Below are 16716 nucleotides of genomic sequence, written 5' to 3'. Positions count from 1 at the left end.
TCCAAGGGTTATACCCTAAGAGCAAACCACCCCTTTTAGGGGTGGTTTTGATTTGCGTTGTTCGCTGTGGTTGAGGGTGGTGGCTTAAACGTAGTAGATGGGCGTGTTTCGTGGCGGATGGGTCACGCGGACACCCTCACGAGGCCCAAAATGATCCGTTTTCCTTCGTCTCCGGGGGCAGCTGGAGCTAGAGCTCCAACGTAAGGGTGACGGGGCAGTGGTCGCTGCCGAAGATGTCGCCGCGGATGCCGGTGTCGCGTACGTTGTCGGCGATTGCGTCGCTTACCAGGAAGTAGTCGATGCGCCAGCCGGCGTTGTTCTTGCGGGCATTAAAGCGATAGCTCCACCAGCTGTAGACGCCCTCGACGTCGGGGTTTGCCGCGCGCCAGGTATCGGTAAAACCGGCGTCGAGCAGCTCGGTAAACTTGCCGCGCTCCTCGTCCGAAAAGCCTGCGTTGCCGCGGTTGGACTTGGGGTTCTTAAGGTCGATCTCCTCGTGCGCCACGTTAAAGTCGCCGCAGGTCACGACGGGTTTGCCGGTCTCGCGCTCGAGCGCGTTCAAAAAGCCGCGGTAGGCGTCGTCCCACGCCATGCGCACGTCGATGCGGGCGAGTTCATTTTGGGCGTTGGGCGTATAGACGTCGACAAACCAAAACTTGTCGAACTCGAGCGCGCAGACGCGGCCCTCGGTTACGGTTTGGGCGACGAGTGCGGCCGCCTCACCCTCGCCGGCGTAGGGTAGCAGCGCGTCGGCGTGCAGCACGCGCAGCGGTTCCTGGCGGCTAAAGACCGCAGTGCCCGAATAGCCTTTACGCTCGGCGTAGCTCCAGGTTTGGTGATAGCCGGGCAGGTCAATATCGACCTGGCCTTCTTGCAGCTTGGTCTCTTGCAGCGCCAGGATATCGACGTCGAGTTCTTGCGCGATCTGGATAAAGCTCGGGTCCTTTTTGAGCACGGCGCGCAGGCCGTTGACGTTCCACGAGGCGAAAGTGTAAGTCTGAGGCATGGTGTCCTTTCGACGGGGTTGGCAGGCTTAAGATTAGCGCAACAGGGGCGGGGTGGGCTCCGTGGGCGACGGCGCAATCGCAGCCGCCCCGACCAACATGGACGGAGGACAAACATGACGCAAGCGATAACAGATCCCAAGCAGGCCTCCGCGGCGTTGGCGGAGCTGTTCGACACCCACGAGCGCGTGGTTTTCTTTGGCGGCGCTGGTGTTTCCACGGCAAGCGGCATTCCCGATTTTCGCAGCGTGGACGGCCTGTATCACCAGCAGTTTGCCTATCCGCCCGAGACCATGCTGTCGCACAGCTTTTACGAGACACATCCGGCGGAGTTCTTCGACTTTTACCGCACCAAGATGATCGCGCTTAACGCTAAGCCCAACCGCTGTCACACCAAACTCGCCGAGCTGGAGCGAGCTGGCAAGCTCGATGTCGTGGTGACGCAAAACATCGACGGCCTGCATCAGATGGCCGGCTCACAGCGCGTGTTCGAGCTGCACGGATCGGTCCATCGCAACATTTGCCAGTCGTGCGGCGCGATCTATAGCGCCGAGTGGATTTGCTCGCGCGAGCACGAGGACGCCGCGGGCGTGCCCGTGTGCCCCGCGTGCGGTGGTCGTATCAAGCCCGATGTGGTGCTCTACGAAGAGCCGCTCGACGAGCATGTGTTGACCGGTGCCGTTGCCGCCATCGCCGCGGCCGATGCCCTCATTGTGGGCGGGACCTCACTCGTGGTGTATCCGGCGGCAGGCCTTACGCGTTACTTTACTGGCGATACGCTGGCCATTTGCAATTTGGCGCCTACCGATCAGGATGCAAATGCCGACCTGCTGATTTCTTGCGACATCGCGGCCGCGTTTGCGTTCTAGCCCGTGTGCGCGGATACAATAGAAAGACTGAGTGCAAAGCGACCCCGCCGCCAGCTCCCCAAGCTCGGCGGCGTGGGCATTTTAGGAGGATGTTCATGGCGAACGACAGCAAGACATGGCGGTGCGGAAAGTATGAGCTCAGCTTTGACCGTCCGCGCATCATGGGCGTCCTCAACGTGACGCCCGATTCGTTTAGCGACGGCGGGGAGCACTTCGACCCGGATGCCGCCATCGAGTACGGCCTGGCGATGCTCGACGCCGGCGCCGACATCATCGACGTAGGCGGCGAGTCCACGCGCCCCGGCTTTACCCCGGTTAATCCCGACGAGGAGGCTCGCCGCGTGCTGCCCGTGGTGCGCGCGCTGGCCAAAGAGGGCGCCATCGTCTCGATCGACACGCGTCACGTGGCGGTTGCCAAGGCGGCCGTGCGCTGCGGCGCCTCGATCGTCAACGACGTGACCGGCTTCACTGACTCCAAGATGGTCGAGTTTGTTAAGACGAGCACCTGCGGCGTCATTGTGATGCATGCCGGCGAGGTCGCCGCTCCCGCTCGTACGCACGCGACGGTGCAGCTCGATACCTCGGCCGCGGCGTTTGTTGCCGAGAAGGCGCGCGAGGCGGCTGCCGAGGCCGCGCGTGAGGCCGAGAAGCCGGCTCGCCGCCGTCGCGGCAAGTTGCTGGGCGAGCCTAAGCCGGAGACCAAGCTTCCGGGCGGCGTGGTGCAGCCCTCGTTGCCGTTTGGCGAACCTGAGCCCGCGACCGAGCCTGCAAGCGAGCAGGAGACGCCGGCCGCCGAGCAGGCTGCTGCCGCCGAGACCGTCGCGCCCGCGCCCGAGGCCACCGAGGCCGCATCGGAGTCCAATGACCGCCTGGCCGCCATGATGCGCCGCAGCGCCCGCCGCGAGGAAGCCTACGTGCCCACCTCGCAGCTCCGCCGCTTCACCCTGCCCGATTCGGCGCCCATCATGCGCCGCGTCATGGGCTTTCTGTCCGACCAGGCCCGCGCGCTCATCCACGCCGGCGTGTCGCGCGACCGCATCTGCATCGATCCTGGCCCGGGCTTTGGTAAGTCGGCTAACGAGGGCATCGTCATCCAGCGCGAGACTGCCAAGATGGCGTCACTGGGCTATCCGCTCATGTGCGCCGTATCGCGCAAGCGCTTTGTGGGCGCCGTCTCGGGCGTGACCGAGGCCGCCGAGCGCGATGCCGCTACGTTTGGCGTGTGCCTGGGCGCCATCCAGGCCGGTGCCAACATCGTGCGCGTGCACGACGCCGCGGGTTTTGCGCAGTTCCTGAACGGCTACTGGGCGGTTGCCAAGCCGCAGCCGCGCCGCGCGTTTGTGGCCGTGGGATCCAACTTGGGGCATCGCTGCGACAACATTCGCGCCGCACGCGACATGATCGCCGAGATTCCACTTACCTGCGTGTCCAACTCCTCCAAGATCTACGAGAGCGAGCCGGCCTACGAGACGCGCCAGGACGCGTTTGCCAACGCCGTCATCGAGATCAAGACCGAGTTGGCGCCGCTGGTGCTGCTCGACGAGCTCATGAAGATCGAGGCCGAGCTGGGCCGCGACCGCTCCAAAAAGGCCAAGGCCAACGGTCCGCGCACCATCGACCTGGACCTGCTGTGGATGGACGGCGAGACCCACGGCGGCAAAAAGCTGCGCCTGCCGCATCCACTGATCGGCGAGCGCGACTTTGTGCTGGTGCCGCTTGAGGACCTGATGCACGACCCGGCGCGGTTCTTCCGCTACAACGGCGTCGAGGTCAAGGAGCCCGAGGATCGTGTGGGCCATATCGTGGGTGAATTGGGGCGTATGTAGATGATCGAGATGAACGCTGTAGTCGCTGCCACTGAGCTTGACGCGGCGCGTGACGCGGGTCGCGAGGGCGTGTCCGCGGGCTGGTGCGCGTGGAGCGTGGGCGATGCTTCGCTGACGTTTTCGCTGGTTGTGCGCCCCGATGTGAACATGCACGCCTTCCACGGCCTGCCGTTTGTGGCCGCGATGGGCATGATGGACGCGCTCGTGGGCACGGCTTCGACGCCGGGGTTGGGCCTTGCCGGTAAAGTGGGTATCCAGTGGCCGAGCGATATCGTGTGCGGTGCGCCTGCGTTTGAGACGTCGCTCGCGCGTGTTGCCGTGAACGGCGGTGCCGGTGCTGCGGGCATGTTTGCCGCGGTGACGGTTGATATTGAACGTGCGGCGCTGAGCGAGCTTGGCGTGGATATGGCCGACGAGGTGCTGGTCGAGGCATTGGCCACCGCCGTGCTGGTCCGCGTGGACACCTGGGCGGTTGCCGCCAACACACCACAGGGCGCTGCCGGCCCGCTGGCTCCGGTGCTGGGCGAGTACTTTGACATGGTGCCACTGCTGGGTCGTCAGGTTGCGGCGGTGTCGCCCAGCGGCTTGCCGCTTGCGGTCGGTGTGTTTGCGGGCCTGGACATCTGGGGTCGCGCGACCATCAAGACCGATGCCGGCGAGCAGGAGTTTCCGCCCGAGGCCGTACGGATTCGCGGACTGTAACGCGAGGTGCCCGCGCTCAAAGATAGCGATGACAACGAAGCCCTCTTCGGCCTGTGCTGGGGAGGGTCTTGTTGTCTGGGGAATGGGTTGTCAGCACCCTATTCCTCAAAACTGAAAATCTTTCGATTTTGAGGAATAGAATTAAGCCAGCTCGGCCTTTAACGAGGTATATTCGTTGCAGAGTCTATTCCTCAAAACTGAATAATTTTCGTTTTTGAGGAATAGCGATAGAAGACCGCAGGGAGGCACCAATGAAACTCATCAATAGAACGTCATATATGGACACGTTGACGAGCCTTATTGGCGTACCGGACATCAAGGTCATAACGGGCATTCGCCGTAGCGGTAAGTCAAAATTGCTCGAGGCCCTCCGCGATTACGTGGAGGCAAATCTGTCCAATTCGAATGTCATCCATATCAATTACAACCTCGACGAGTTCGAGGGCCTGCTCGAATATCATGCCCTGCTCGCCTATGTGAAAGAGCATCGAGTGTCCGACAAGCAAAACTTCCTGCTTATCGACGAGGTTCAGATGTGCGACGGCTTTGAACGCGCGATCAACAGCCTCCATGCATCCGAGCAGTACGACATCTTCATCACCGGATCGAACGCCTTTTTGCTGTCGAGCGATCTGTCGACGCTCTTTACGGGGCGTACGTTCGAGATCGAGGTTTTCCCATTCTCGTTTGAGGAGTATCGCTTCTATAGTGACGAGGGCGAGGTCGATCGCGACTTCGATGGGTACGCGAGAACCGGCGGTATGTCCGGCTCTTACCCTTATCCACTGCAGGAGCAGCGCTACCAATATCTCTCCAATGTCTTCAAAACGCTCATCGTGAGGGATATCGTGCAGCGGCATAACGTGAGAAACGAATCGGCACTGCTGCGCATTGCCGATTACATGATGGACAACGTCTCCAACATAACGTCGGCACGCAACATTACGGATGTTTTGAACGCAGATGGGCTAAAGATAACGAACAAAACGGTCGGTGCGTACATGGGGTACCTGTGCGATGCGTTTGCCTTCTATAAAGTTCGCCGGTTCGACATTCGCGGTAAAAAATACCTTAAGAGCGGCGAGAAGTATTACCTGGCAGACCACGCGTTCAAATACGCACTGCTTGGTACACGTGATATGGATTGGGGACGCGTATACGAGAACATGGTGGCCATCGAGCTGCTGCGCCGCGGATACGAGGTATACGTCGGTGTGCTCTATAAAAAGGAAATAGACTTTGTAGCAATCAAGCGAAGCGAGAAGCTCTACATTCAGGTGAGCGACGACATCAGCTCGGATAAGACATTTGAACGCGAGATTTCACCACTGCTGAGCATTGGCGACGCGTACCCCAAGATGATTCTCGCCCGCACGCATCACGAGGCCACGGACCGCAATGGGGTGCAGATCGTGGACCTGGCGAGGTGGTTGTGCGGCGAGGCTTAGCAAAAGGTCCTATTCCTCAAAAACGAAAAAATTTCGATTTTGAGGAATAGGACCGATGCGTTGCCTAGTTCGCCGCTCGCGCTCGACTTAAACCCCGCCTTACCCCAGCTTCTGCATGCGGCGGTAGATTTCGCAGATGCCTTTGATGGTGAGCTGGCCGTCGACTATGTCGAAGGCATCAGTCGAATCGGCGACGATGCTGGCGAGGCCGCCCGTGGCGATAACGGTGGCGTCCTCGCGCCCCAGCTCGCGCTTCATGCGCGTGACCAGGCCCTCGGCCATGGCGGCGGCGCCCGTTACGGCGCCGACCTTGATGCACTCCTCGGTATCGCGGCCGATGGCATGCTCGGGCGCCTCGAGCGGCACGCTGGCGAGCTTGGCGGCTCGGGCGGCGAGCGCGTCCATGGAGATGCGGATACCCGGCGCGATCGCTCCGCCAATGTAATAACCGTCCTCGTCGATGACGTCGATATTGGTTGCGGTGCCAAAGTCCACCACGATCGCTGGGGCGCCGTAGAAGGTCTCGGCAGCGACGGCGTTGGCGATGCGGTCGGCACCAACGGCCTGGGGGCGTGCCGCCCGCAGCTTGGTCACGGCCGCCGTCTGCGGCCCGATGACGATGGCGTCTGCCGCGATGCGGTTGGCCACGGCGTGCCACTCGCACGAAAGCTGTGGCACCACGCCGGCAAAGGCGATCGCGTCGACCGCGCCGAGCGAGAGGTCGTACATCTTAAAGAAACCCATCAGGCGCACGTGGATCTCGTCGGCGGTATAGGAGCGGTCGGTGGGCATACGCCACGACTGCACCAGCTCGTCTCCGTCAAACAGGCCCATGGCCGTCTGCGTGTTTCCCATATCGATAGCGAGCAGCATGTCTACTCCAGGTGTCGGCGTAAAAGGACGCGCACCATTGTATACGTGCCGCCGGCGGCGCTCGGCTGCGATTCGTTCACGGTGATAGGGGCTGAGGGGTTCTAAATATGAAGGAATTATGCTCTACGAGATTTTCCTTGCCGCTTACCGAACTCCCGCGTAATATTCTTTCTTGCGCACATGAGGCGTCCAGACATTGCGGGGTGGAGCAGTCTGGTAGCTCGCCGGGCTCATAACCCGGAGGTCGTAGGTTCAAATCCTGCCCCCGCGACCAAGAACTTGCAGCTCGTCGGCCTAGCCGGCGAGCTTTTTTGTTATTCCGGGACTGTTTTCTCAGTCCAATTTCCAGCCTCTCAAACATAATCTCGATCTGTAACAGGTGGACCCGATTTGGGCGGCTAGGTGTTACAGATTGAGATCTTTCGGCAGGACGGTCTCAGTTTGTCTAAATCTGTAACACGAGGGACGGATTTTGCCGAGTTGTTGTTACAGATTGAGATTTTCTTGCAGGCGGGTCCCGTTTGTCTCGATTTGTAACATCTGGGGCCCATTTTGCCGAGTAACTGTTACAGATCTAGATCTTTCGGCAGACGGGATTGGTTTGTCTCAATCTGTAACAGGTAGGGGTCAAAAGTGGGTCCAGATGTTACAGATCTAGATTGTTAGGGATGGGTCGAGAGGAATGTCTCGATCTGTAACATCTAGGGTCGTTTTTGGCCTGTAGATGTTACAGATTGAGATTTTCCGCCGGGACGGTTTCGGTTTGTCTCGATCTGTAACAGTTGCTCGGCAAAATAGGGTCTTACTGTTACAGATTGAGACAAACCGGCAGCCGGCCCCGCCCCATCCACCTGCCGCTACCTGCTATCTGCCGATTTCCGTTGCGTCGCCGTGCTCCCATGTCATATCCTCTAGACAACTACGCGGCAACATCGCCGCCGCGCCTACAAGAGAGGAATGTCCATGACCGCACCCGCATCCAAACTGCTCCAGCCCATTACGGTTGGCCCCCTTGAGCTTAAAAACCGCATTATGTTCCCGCCGCTGACCACCGGCTACGAGGAGCGCGACGGTTCCATTGGCGAGCGCAGCCTGGCTTTTTACGAGCGCCTGGCCCGTGGCGGCGTGAGCTACATCGTCATCGGCGACGTTGCTCCTGTTATGACCGCAAGCCCCACGCCCAAGTTAGCGACCGACGCCCAGATCCCCACGTTTAAGGCGCTGGCCGACGCCGTTCACAAGCACGGCGCCAAGGTCGCGCTGCAGCTGTTCCACCCCGAGTACGACGTGCCCGGTGTCGGCCGCATGGTCATGGGTTCCATGGCCGCCGCCAAGGCCGCGCAGGAGGCCAAGGCCGCCGGCGACGAGGAGACCTTTGCCGCCAAGATGGCCGAGTCCAACGAGATCCGCAAGCAGGCCTACGCCAAGTTGCACCACGATATGCAGCACTTTGTGAACGAGGCGAGCGTAGAGCAGCTCACCCAGATCAAGGAGGCCATCGCCGCCTCGGCCGCTCGCGCGCAGCAGGCCGGCATTGACGCCATCGAGGTCCACGGCGACCGCTTGGTGGGTTCGCTATGTTCGGCCATCCTCAACAAGCGTACCGACGAGTACGGCGGTTCGTTCGAGAACCGCGTTCGCTATGCGCTCGAGGTCGTCGCCGCCATTAAGGAAGCCGCGCCGCAGCTGATGGTGGAGTACAAGCTCCCCGTGATCATGGAGAACCCCGACGGCACGCCGCGCGGCAAGGGTGGCCTGCAGCCCGACGAGGCCTGCGAGTTCGCCAAGCTGCTCGAGGGCGCGGGCATCGACATGATCCAGGTCGCGCAGGCCAACCACACCGGCAACATGGGCGACACCATTCCGCCCATGGGTGCCATGCCCTACAACTGGACGCTGCCGGTGGCCGAGCGCGTCAAGGCCCTGGTCTCCGTGCCGGTGGCCACCGTCGGCCGTGTTGTTTCGGTCGAGGCCGGCGAGAAGATTCTTGAGGACGGCGCGGCCGACATTATCGCCTATGGCCGCTCGCTCATGTGCGACCCCGACATTGCGCTGAAGGCCGCGACCGGCGAGCCCATCCGCGAGTGCCTCAACTGCAACAAGGGCTGCGTCGATGCGATTCAAAACCGCAAGTACATCTCGTGCGTGCTCAACGCCGAGAACGGCGACGAGGCGACCATCGCCATTAAGCCGGGCGAGGGCGACAAGAAGATCGCCGTGGTGGGCGGCGGTATTGCCGGCCTGGAGGCCGCACGCGTGGCGGCCAAGCGCGGCTACGACGTGACCGTCTATGAGGCGAGCGATCACTTGGGCGGCCAGATTGTGCTGGCGGCCGCGCCTCCGCGCAAGGATGAGATTATGCGCTCGGTCGAGTACTACGAGAAGATTCTGCCCGGCCTGGGCGTGAAGGTTGAGCTCAACCATGCCGCTCGCCCCGCGGACCTCAACGCCGCCGACGCCGCGATTGTGGCCGTGGGCGCGCATGACGTGGTCATCCCCGTTCCGGGCGCCGACTCGGAGAAGGTCGTCTCGAGCTGGGACGTGCTGGCCGGCAAGGTGGAGCTCAGCGGGCGCGTCGCCGTCATTGGCGGTGGCCTGGTGGGTATCGAGACTGCCGAGTACCTGCTGCAGCACGGCTGCGAGGTGGCGATTGTCGAGATGCTCGACAAGATTGCCGCTGGCGAGTCCGAGACCATTCTGCCGCTGATCATGAGCGACTTTGCCGCCCACAACGTGGAACAGCACGTTAAGACCCGCCTGACCGCCATTACCGACGAGGGCGTGGAGGCCGTGCACACCACCGAGGACGGTGCCGAGGAGCCGGTGAAGATCGCCTGCGATTACGTGGTGATGGCCGTGGGCTCCAAGGCCAACGCGTTTGACCTGGATGGCGTGACGGTGCCCGTGACCTGCGTGGGCGACTGCTCGGGCGAGCGCACCGCCGACATCGCGAGCGCCATTCGCACGGCGTATCATGCGGCCAACGAGCTGTAGCTGAACATCGCGGCCAGGCGGGACGGTAGCACGGATCCGTCTCGCCCGGCTGTGTCCCGTCGGGTGTCAACCGGTGCGGGGCCTGCAAGCGCAGCAGGCCCCGCCCTTTTTGTTTTGCTCCGGTGGATGGCAATGCGCGGTAATCATGAGGAGTAAGGACGTCTACTGCCTTGCCGATTACTCAAAATAATTGGGGGAGGGGTTAATAATCATATCCGCTATAGCAAAGGACATAAAGAGATGCCAATTTTGTTGACAAGCGAATGACGATTGGCTGCGAGTCAGCTACCAGCGTAAATAATCGATAAAGAAATGTCGTAAATTGGTGCCAAATGCCCAGATAACACCGCGTCTATTTTAATTAACTGCTTTGAGCAAACAGTAAAATGCTACTATCTAACTTGCACGTAAGAAAGCAGATTAACGGTTAAGGCTAAGAAGTGGCAGGTATGTCGGAAGCAACTAGGACTCGCACGCATGCGCCCGAGGTTAGGCAGCGCGCCGTCGAGGTCCTCCAAGAGGGGGTCGGTCATCGCGCCCTCGCCGCGGAGCTTGGCATTCCCCAGGCCACGGCTCGTCAGTGGGCCCGCGCGTATGCCGTGGGCGGTGCCGACGCCGTTCTCAACGCCGGTTCGCATCATCACACCTATTCGTACGAAGTTAAGCTCGCCGTGGTCAAGGACCGCTTGGAAAACGGCTTAACGGTTCGCGAGGCCATGATCAAGCACAAGATTCCCAGCGAGTCTTCGGTCAAGGCTTGGTGCCGCCAGTATCGCGAGAGCGGTGAGTCCGCGCTGGTTGATAAGCCGCGCGGTCGCAAGCCGCGCGTTAAAAAAGCGGAATAGCGAACGGGATGGTGCGCCCACAGGGGCGCATTTTTCTTGCCGCGCCAACTTTTTGGACCGTCGTGAGCCTACTGGAACATCCTCCAAAGTGGTTAATAAACCGCGCGCAGTGGCCCGTGCGCCCGCCGCCGCGATAGGGGGAGCGTCGCCTCTCTGCTCCAAAGCGGACAGACTCCTTACCCCGTACGCCTAAAACTCCCCAGTTGACCGAAAACCCGCCGCCGCTACTCCTCAACTGAGCTATAACGTTAAACAATTGCAGCGTTTTTGCATGGGGGAGTGATGGTATGACGCTACTGTATTTCCTTACCCTGTTTCCGCTGGTACCGGCGCTGGGCATGCTGCTCGCGCGCGGTGACCGCGCCCGCGATGCGGTAGGGCTTGTAGGCTCTGGCATCATTATGGCGGTGACGGTTGTAGTCGCCGTCATGTTTTTTGGCACGGGTCCGCAGAGCTTTGAGGTTGCCCCCGGCACCTCGCATGTGCTCTCGATCATCAGTTCCGTTATCGACGTCATCCTGTGCGCTGTCATCCTGTACAACGCGTACAAATATAGGAACGCGCTCACCACGGTGCTCGGCATAGTCCAGCTGGTGGGCTCGCTCGCCTTTGCAGCCATGACGCTGCCCGCGGCCGAAGCCGTCACGGCAACGCCACTCTACCTGGACTACATGAGCGTGATCATGGTCCTCGCCGTCGGCATCGTTGGCAGTCTAATCTGCTTGTATGCCCTGGGCTACATGAAGGACTTCCAGGCCCATGACGAGCACGAGGCCGCGCTGCGCGGGCAGACCGCGCCCGACCGTCGCCCGCAGTTCCTGGCGCTCATGTTCCTGTTCCTCTCGGCCATGTTCGTCATCGTGACGAGCGACAACCTTGAGTGGCTGTTCTGCGGCTGGGAAATCACCACCGTGTGTTCGTTCCTTATGATTGGCTATACGCGTACGCCCGAGGCCATCAAGAACGCCTTTACCCAAATCATCCTCAACATGCTGGGCGGCATCGCGTTTTTGGCCGGACTTATGTATCTGCACGTTAACGGCATGCCGCTGACCATCTCGGGCATGATCGAGCTTTCCGGCACCGGAACCGCGCAGTCCGCGCTGCTGGTGATGCCGGTCATCCTGTTGTCGCTCGCCGCGCTCACCAAGGCCGCACAGATGCCGTTCCACACTTGGCTGTTGGGTGCCATGGTTGCACCCACTCCCACGAGCGCCCTGCTGCACTCGTCAACCATGGTCAAAGCCGGCGTGTTCCTGATGGTCAAGCTGAGCCCACTCTATGCCATCTACCCCGTGACCGGCTTTATGGTCACGAGTGTGGGTGCCATCACGTTTTTGCTCGCTGCCCTCATGGCCATCTCGCAGAGCAACGCCAAACGCGTCCTCGCGTACTCCACCATTTCCAACTTGGGCCTCATCAGTGCTTGCTTGGGTGTCGGCGCGCCCGAGGCCGTATGGGCCGCCATCTTCCTGATCCTGTTCCACACGGTGGCCAAGTCGCTGCTGTTCCTGTGCGTGGGCACGGCCGAGCATCATATCGGCAGCCGCAATATCGAGGACATGGACGGTATGTTCAGCCGCATGCCGCACCTTACGCGTCTGATGATGCTGGGCATCATGGGCATGTTCGTGGCACCGTTTGGCATGCTCGTGTCCAAGTGGGGCGCCCTGGTGGCGTTCGCGCAGACCGGCAACGTGCTCATGATCATGGTGCTTGCCTTTGGCTCGGCCGCGACGTTCTTCTTCTGGGGCAAGTGGCTTGCCAAGCTTTCGGGCGTCGACCCCACGGCTCAAAACGTTGAGGTCAATGTCCATAAGACCGAATGGATGGCCCTCAACACCATCGCCGCGCTGCTGATTCTTTGCTGCGTGGCGTTCCCGCTCATCTCGAGCGGCCTGGTGTCGCCTTACTTGGCCATGGTGTTTGGCCGCGTGCCGTACGTTATTGGCAAGGACTCCATGTATCTGATGGTGGTTATCGTGGCGTTTATCGCCGTGGTGCTGCTGACTTCATTCCGCGTGAGCAACAAACCGCACGTCAACGTGTACCTTTCGGGTGTGGGGACCGACAAATATCGCCATTTCCGTGGCTCGATGGGACACGAGGTGAAGGCCGAAAAGCGCAATTGGTACTCGGAGGACGCCCTTGGCGAGAAGCGTATTGGCCCCGCGGGTAGCGTCGTGTGTTGCAGCATTATCTTGTTTGCGCTGCTGTGTTGCGCGTGGATTGGGCCCGAGAGACTTGCCATGAGCGCGCCCTCGGTGCTGCGCGGTAAGTATTTCGAAGGCTCGGGTGTCGTGGGCATTTTTATAGGTACCGTGGTGTTTGCCCTGCTGGCGCCGCTTGTGGGTGGCCTGATCGACGGAGTCGACCGCAAGCTGTCCGCTCGCATGCAGGGCCGCGTGGGCCCGCGCCTGCTGCAACCGTTCTACGACGTTGCCAAGCTGCTGCGCAAGGCCCCTGCCAGCGTAAACACCATGGACGATACCTATATGGCATGTGCGCTCATCTTTACCGTGGTAGGCGGCGGCATCTTTGTGTCGGGTTCCAACACGCTGCTGTGCGCTTTTATGGTGACGCTCGCCGCGATCTTTGTGGTGCTGGCGTCCGCCTCGACGCAAAGCCCGTTTGCGCAGGTCGGCGCCGATCGCGAGCTGCTGCAGGTTATGAGCTACGAGCCCGCCGTTCTGCTGATGAGCGTGGGCCTGTACCTTGCCACCGACAGCTTCGATTCCATTGCCGTGACGGGGCAGTCGGCCCCCATCATCGTGTACAGCGCGCCCATTTTCCTTGCGCTGCTCGCGGTGCTTACCATCAAGCTACGCAAGTCGCCGTTCGACCTTTCGTACTCGCATCACGCGCATCAGGAGATTGTCCAGGGCGTCGCCACCGAGATGAGCGGCAGCACGCTGGCCAAGATGACCCTTATGCACTGGTGCGAGACCGTGCTGTTTTTGATGTGGGTGGGCATGTTCTTTGTCTGGGACAACCCGGTGAGCTGGGTGGTCGCCCTGGTCGTGATGGTCGCGACGTATTTTGTCGAGGTACTGATCGACAACACCTTTGCCCGCAGCACCTGGCGCAGCTGCTTTAAGCTCGGCTGGGGCGTGGCGCTGGTGTTTGGCCTGCTCAACCTTATGCCCATCCTCGTCGACGTGTTTATTTAGGAGGCAGCATCCATGGATCATAAAATGTCGCGCTCGCCGTGGGTTATTCATTACGACGGCTCGAGCTGCAACGGATGCGATATCGAGGTGCTGGCCTCGCTCACGCCGCTGTTCGATGCGGAGCGCTTTGGCGTGGTCAACACCGGCAACCCCAAGCATGCGGATATCTTTTTGGTGACGGGGTCGGTCAATGCCCAGAACCTGCCCGTCGTGCGCCAGATCTACAACCAGATGCTCGAGCCCAAGTGCGTTGTGGCGTGCGGCATTTGCGCGTGCTCGGGCGGCGTGTTCCGCGATGCCTACAACGTGATCGGCGGCGTGGACCGCGCGATTCCCGTGGACGTGTACGCGCCCGGGTGCGCCATTCGTCCCGAGACCGTGATCGATGCCATCGTGGAGGCGTGCGGCATCCTGGACCAGAAGGAGGCCGTGATGCGTGCTGGCGGTGACCCGCTTACCGTGGGCGGCGCCGCAACCTGGGACGGTGGCGTTGGGCTGGGCGAGGACGGGTTTGTGGCCGCGGGGGCCGGGGCCGGTGTCGACGCAGGCACGGCTGACGGTGCGCCCGCCGCTGCAAAGGAGGCCGAGTAATGCAAAAGGCTATCTATACTACCGTCGGGATCGACGAGCTCCTGTCGCATGTCCAGGCGCTCAAGGGCGTCGGCGCGCGCTTTGTGCAGATGCACGCCGAGCGCTGTGTGGACGACGGATCGTATCGCCTGGTCTATACGTTTATCAACGTCCGCGCCGCGCAAGAGCAGATCGCGCGGGACGGAAACTATGCGATCGAGAACCTGGTGGTCGAGGGTATCGACCAGTACCAGGAGATTCCGTCCATCAGCTCGTACTATCCGGCGGTGTTTCCGTTTGAGAACGAGGCCCACGACCTGTTTGGTCTTGCCATTACCGACATGCAGATTGACTTTAAGGGCTTTTTCTACCAGGTCTCGACTGCCGAACCCATGAGCGTCATCACGCCCGAGGTGAAGACTGCGCGCGAGAAGGCCATGAAAGTCCGCGCGGCCGCCGAGGCCAAGGCGCGCAAGGCCGCGGCCGAGAAGGCTGCCGCTACCGCGGCCGCCGCGGGGAAGGGCGCTGTGGGCGCTGGCGATGCTGCGGGTGCTGCCGTCGCTCAGCCCGCTGCGGCTGCCGGCTCCGATGCTCAACACGATGAGGCTGCTGCGAAGGCCGCGCTCAAGGCCGCCGAGATGGAGGCAAAGCTCGCCGCCATGGATCCCGAGAAAGCGGCCAAGGTCCGCGCGGCGCTTGCCGCCAAGGCCGCCCGCGATAAGCAGAAAAAGGAGGCGTAAGGTCCATGGCACATCGCTCTGTTATTCCGTTTGGCCCGCAGCACCCAGTACTGCCCGAGCCGCTTCATCTGGACCTGGTGATCGAGGACGACCGCGTCATCGAGGCAATTCCGCAGATCGGCTTTGTGCACCGCGGACTCGAGAAGCTCACCGAAAAGCGCGATATGTATCAGTTTGGCTACATCGCCGAGCGCATCTGCGGCATCTGCGCCGTGGGCCACAGTTGCGGCTATGCCAGCGCCTGCGAGCGTATGCTCGACATCGAGGTGCCCGGCCGCGTGCGGTATATCCGCACCATCTTGCATGAGCTTTCGCGCATCCACTCGCATCTGCTGTGGCTCGGACTGCTCGCCGACGCCTTTGGTTTCGAGGCGCTGTTCTATCGGTCATGGACCCTGCGCGAGCAGATTCTCAAGATCTTTGAGAGCACGTGCGGCGGTCGCGTGATCCTGTCGATCAACGAGATCGGCGGCCTTAAGCACGACATCGAGGACTCCGAGCTGGCGGGTATTGTCCAGACACTCGATGCCATGCGTCCCGACTACGAGGCCCTGGTGCATACGTTTTTGGACGACGCCAGCTGTGGTGAGCGTCTGCATGGCGTGGGCGTGATCAGCAAGAAAGACGCGCTGGAGCTTTCGATGGTCGGACCGTTTGGGCGCGCCTCGGGTGTGGATTACGACGTGCGCATGTTTGGCGACGGCGCCTATGCGGATCTGGCCGCGTTTGAGCCCATCGTGGCAACCGACGGCGACTGCTATGCCCGCTGCCAGGTGCGTTGCACCGAGGTCACGCAGGCCATGGATATCATCAAGGAGCTTGTCGGTAAGATTCCACACGACGGCATCGGCGGGCGCACCAAGCTTACGCCGGCCGACGGCGCGCGCGGCGAAGTTGTGATTGAGCAGCCGCGCGGCGAGGCGTACTACTATGTACGCGGCAACGGCACCAAGAACCTGGACCGTTTTCGCGTGCGAACGCCGACGTCGCAAAACCTGGCGGGTCTGACACATGCGCTGCAGGGCGTGCTCCTTGCCAACGTGCCCATGATTATCCTGACCATCGACCCCTGCATTAGCTGCACGGAAAGGTAGGCGCGGCATGAGTTTGCTGACATTTGCCAAGACGGCCTTGGGTTCTATGGTCAAGCAGCCGGTCACGGTGTGCTATCCGCAGGAGAAACTGACGGCGCCCGAGCGCCTGCGCGGGCATATTGTCAATGACATGGACGTGTGCATCTGCTGCGGCATGTGCGCTCGGCGTTGTCCGGCGGGCGCACTCGCGGTCGATCGCAAAGGCGGCACCTGGTCGATTGACCCGTACGCCTGCGTGGTGTGCGGCGAGTGCATCGAAAGCTGCCCCAAACACTGCCTGACTATGGATACCGCCCGTACCCCAGTCGCAGCGGATAAGACTCCCACGGTAGAAACCAAGCCGGAATAGCTCTGGAATAGAGCTGGAATAGGGGCCGGTGGGGCAAAAATGCCCCACCGGCCCCGCGCGTGAACTCGCGGTTGGGCCGCCCGAACAAAACCATGTCGGTTTACTACGACGAATTCGACATTCCCGACCATGACTGCATTTTTCTAAATATTGCAAGCGTTCTACCTGCGGTTTTGTAAGCGCGCAATTTGCCGTGGTCGAAGGTGGGCGATTCATCGTAGTAAACCGACAT

13 protein-coding genes and 1 tRNA gene are annotated in these 16716 nt (G+C 61.2%); 12 read left to right on the top strand and 2 right to left on the bottom strand.

Features of this window, described 5'->3' with window-relative positions; all coding sequences use genetic code 11:
• Positions 1-187: 187 nt before the first annotated feature.
• On the bottom strand, positions 188-1006 hold the full coding sequence (locus tag DXD77_RS06460) for an exodeoxyribonuclease III (RefSeq protein WP_117564051.1): 819 nt from the start codon (positions 1004-1006) through the stop codon (positions 188-190).
• Positions 1007-1120: 114 nt separating this feature from the next.
• On the opposite strand from DXD77_RS06460, the gene DXD77_RS06455 reads away from it, so the two are divergent.
• The 4 genes from DXD77_RS06455 (at position 1121) to DXD77_RS06440 (ending at position 5849) form a co-directional block, all read left to right on the top strand.
• Positions 1121-1873: an NAD-dependent protein deacylase gene (locus tag DXD77_RS06455; protein ID WP_117646165.1), complete on the top strand. Its 753-nt coding sequence runs from the start codon at positions 1121-1123 to the stop codon at positions 1871-1873.
• Positions 1874-1968: 95 nt separating this feature from the next.
• Positions 1969-3699 carry a 2-amino-4-hydroxy-6-hydroxymethyldihydropteridine diphosphokinase gene (folK, locus tag DXD77_RS06450; protein WP_117648244.1) on the top strand — a complete coding sequence of 577 codons (1731 nt, stop codon included), beginning with the start codon at positions 1969-1971 and terminating at the stop codon, positions 3697-3699.
• Positions 3700-4401, top strand: a complete 702-nt coding sequence (locus DXD77_RS06445; protein WP_117646167.1) for a hypothetical protein — start codon at positions 3700-3702, stop codon at positions 4399-4401.
• A gap of 278 nt (positions 4402-4679) precedes the next feature.
• Positions 4680-5849: an ATP-binding protein gene (locus tag DXD77_RS06440; protein ID WP_233506757.1), complete on the top strand. Its 1170-nt coding sequence runs from the start codon at positions 4680-4682 to the stop codon at positions 5847-5849.
• Positions 5850-5948: 99 nt separating this feature from the next.
• Here DXD77_RS06440 and DXD77_RS06435 read toward each other — a convergent pair whose 3' ends face one another.
• The gene (locus DXD77_RS06435) at positions 5949-6722 is read right to left on the bottom strand and encodes a type III pantothenate kinase (RefSeq protein ID WP_117564056.1); all 774 of its coding nucleotides are present in this window, start codon (positions 6720-6722) and stop codon (positions 5949-5951) included.
• A 197-nt stretch (positions 6723-6919) separates the two neighbouring features.
• On the opposite strand from DXD77_RS06435, the gene DXD77_RS06430 reads away from it, so the two are divergent.
• The 8 genes from DXD77_RS06430 to DXD77_RS06395 all read left to right on the top strand — a co-directional run bounded on the left by DXD77_RS06430 (position 6920) and on the right by DXD77_RS06395 (position 16484).
• Positions 6920-6996 (top strand) — tRNA-Met (locus DXD77_RS06430).
• Between the two features lie 689 nt (positions 6997-7685).
• Entirely contained in the window at positions 7686-9716 is a 2031-nt protein-coding gene (bilR, locus tag DXD77_RS06425) for a bilirubin reductase, long form (protein WP_233506756.1), read from the top strand.
• 449 nt (positions 9717-10165) lie between these two features.
• Positions 10166-10561 (top strand): helix-turn-helix domain-containing protein, encoded by a 396-nt coding sequence (locus DXD77_RS06420; RefSeq protein ID WP_117564058.1) that lies wholly within the window; start codon positions 10166-10168, stop codon positions 10559-10561.
• Positions 10562-10848: 287 nt separating this feature from the next.
• Complete coding sequence (locus DXD77_RS06415; RefSeq protein WP_117648243.1) at positions 10849-13731, top strand: proton-conducting transporter membrane subunit; 2883 nt, start codon at positions 10849-10851, stop codon at positions 13729-13731.
• A 12-nt stretch (positions 13732-13743) separates the two neighbouring features.
• The gene (locus DXD77_RS06410; RefSeq protein WP_117648242.1) at positions 13744-14322 is read left to right on the top strand and encodes an NADH-quinone oxidoreductase subunit B family protein; all 579 of its coding nucleotides are present in this window, start codon (positions 13744-13746) and stop codon (positions 14320-14322) included.
• Positions 14322-15041 (top strand): NADH-quinone oxidoreductase subunit C, encoded by a 720-nt coding sequence (locus DXD77_RS06405; protein ID WP_117648241.1) that lies wholly within the window; start codon positions 14322-14324, stop codon positions 15039-15041. The genes DXD77_RS06410 and DXD77_RS06405 overlap by 1 nt, the downstream gene beginning before the upstream one ends.
• Positions 15042-15046: 5 nt before the next feature.
• Positions 15047-16135: a nickel-dependent hydrogenase large subunit gene (locus DXD77_RS06400; protein ID WP_117648240.1), complete on the top strand. Its 1089-nt coding sequence runs from the start codon at positions 15047-15049 to the stop codon at positions 16133-16135.
• A gap of 7 nt (positions 16136-16142) precedes the next feature.
• Complete coding sequence (locus tag DXD77_RS06395) at positions 16143-16484, top strand: 4Fe-4S dicluster domain-containing protein (RefSeq protein ID WP_117648239.1); 342 nt, start codon at positions 16143-16145, stop codon at positions 16482-16484.
• Positions 16485-16716 lie beyond the last annotated feature (232 nt).

Source organism: Collinsella sp. TM09-10AT (assembly GCF_003436275.1).
GTDB lineage: Bacteria > Actinomycetota > Coriobacteriia > Coriobacteriales > Coriobacteriaceae > Collinsella.
The sequence above is the reverse complement of the archived record's forward strand: the minus strand, read 5'-3'. Positions and strand labels throughout refer to the sequence as shown.

Bases quoted from the DNA above. Each gene is read 5' to 3' on its own strand.
- DXD77_RS06460 (WP_117564051.1), bottom strand. From the start codon at position 1,006: ATGCCTCAGACTTACACTTTCGCCTCGTGGAACGTCAACGGCCTGCGC.
- DXD77_RS06455 (WP_117646165.1), top strand. From the start codon at position 1,121: ATGACGCAAGCGATAACAGATCCCAAGCAGGCCTCCGCGGCGTTGGCG.
- folK (WP_117648244.1), top strand. From the start codon at position 1,969: ATGGCGAACGACAGCAAGACATGGCGGTGCGGAAAGTATGAGCTCAGC.
- DXD77_RS06445 (WP_117646167.1), top strand. From the start codon at position 3,700: ATGATCGAGATGAACGCTGTAGTCGCTGCCACTGAGCTTGACGCGGCG.
- DXD77_RS06440 (WP_233506757.1), top strand. From the start codon at position 4,680: ATGGACACGTTGACGAGCCTTATTGGCGTACCGGACATCAAGGTCATA.
- DXD77_RS06435 (WP_117564056.1), bottom strand. From the start codon at position 6,722: ATGCTGCTCGCTATCGATATGGGAAACACGCAGACGGCCATGGGCCTG.
- bilR (WP_233506756.1), top strand. From the start codon at position 7,686: ATGACCGCACCCGCATCCAAACTGCTCCAGCCCATTACGGTTGGCCCC.
- DXD77_RS06420 (WP_117564058.1), top strand. From the start codon at position 10,166: ATGTCGGAAGCAACTAGGACTCGCACGCATGCGCCCGAGGTTAGGCAG.
- DXD77_RS06415 (WP_117648243.1), top strand. From the start codon at position 10,849: ATGACGCTACTGTATTTCCTTACCCTGTTTCCGCTGGTACCGGCGCTG.
- DXD77_RS06410 (WP_117648242.1), top strand. From the start codon at position 13,744: ATGGATCATAAAATGTCGCGCTCGCCGTGGGTTATTCATTACGACGGC.
- DXD77_RS06405 (WP_117648241.1), top strand. From the start codon at position 14,322: ATGCAAAAGGCTATCTATACTACCGTCGGGATCGACGAGCTCCTGTCG.
- DXD77_RS06400 (WP_117648240.1), top strand. From the start codon at position 15,047: ATGGCACATCGCTCTGTTATTCCGTTTGGCCCGCAGCACCCAGTACTG.
- DXD77_RS06395 (WP_117648239.1), top strand. From the start codon at position 16,143: ATGAGTTTGCTGACATTTGCCAAGACGGCCTTGGGTTCTATGGTCAAG.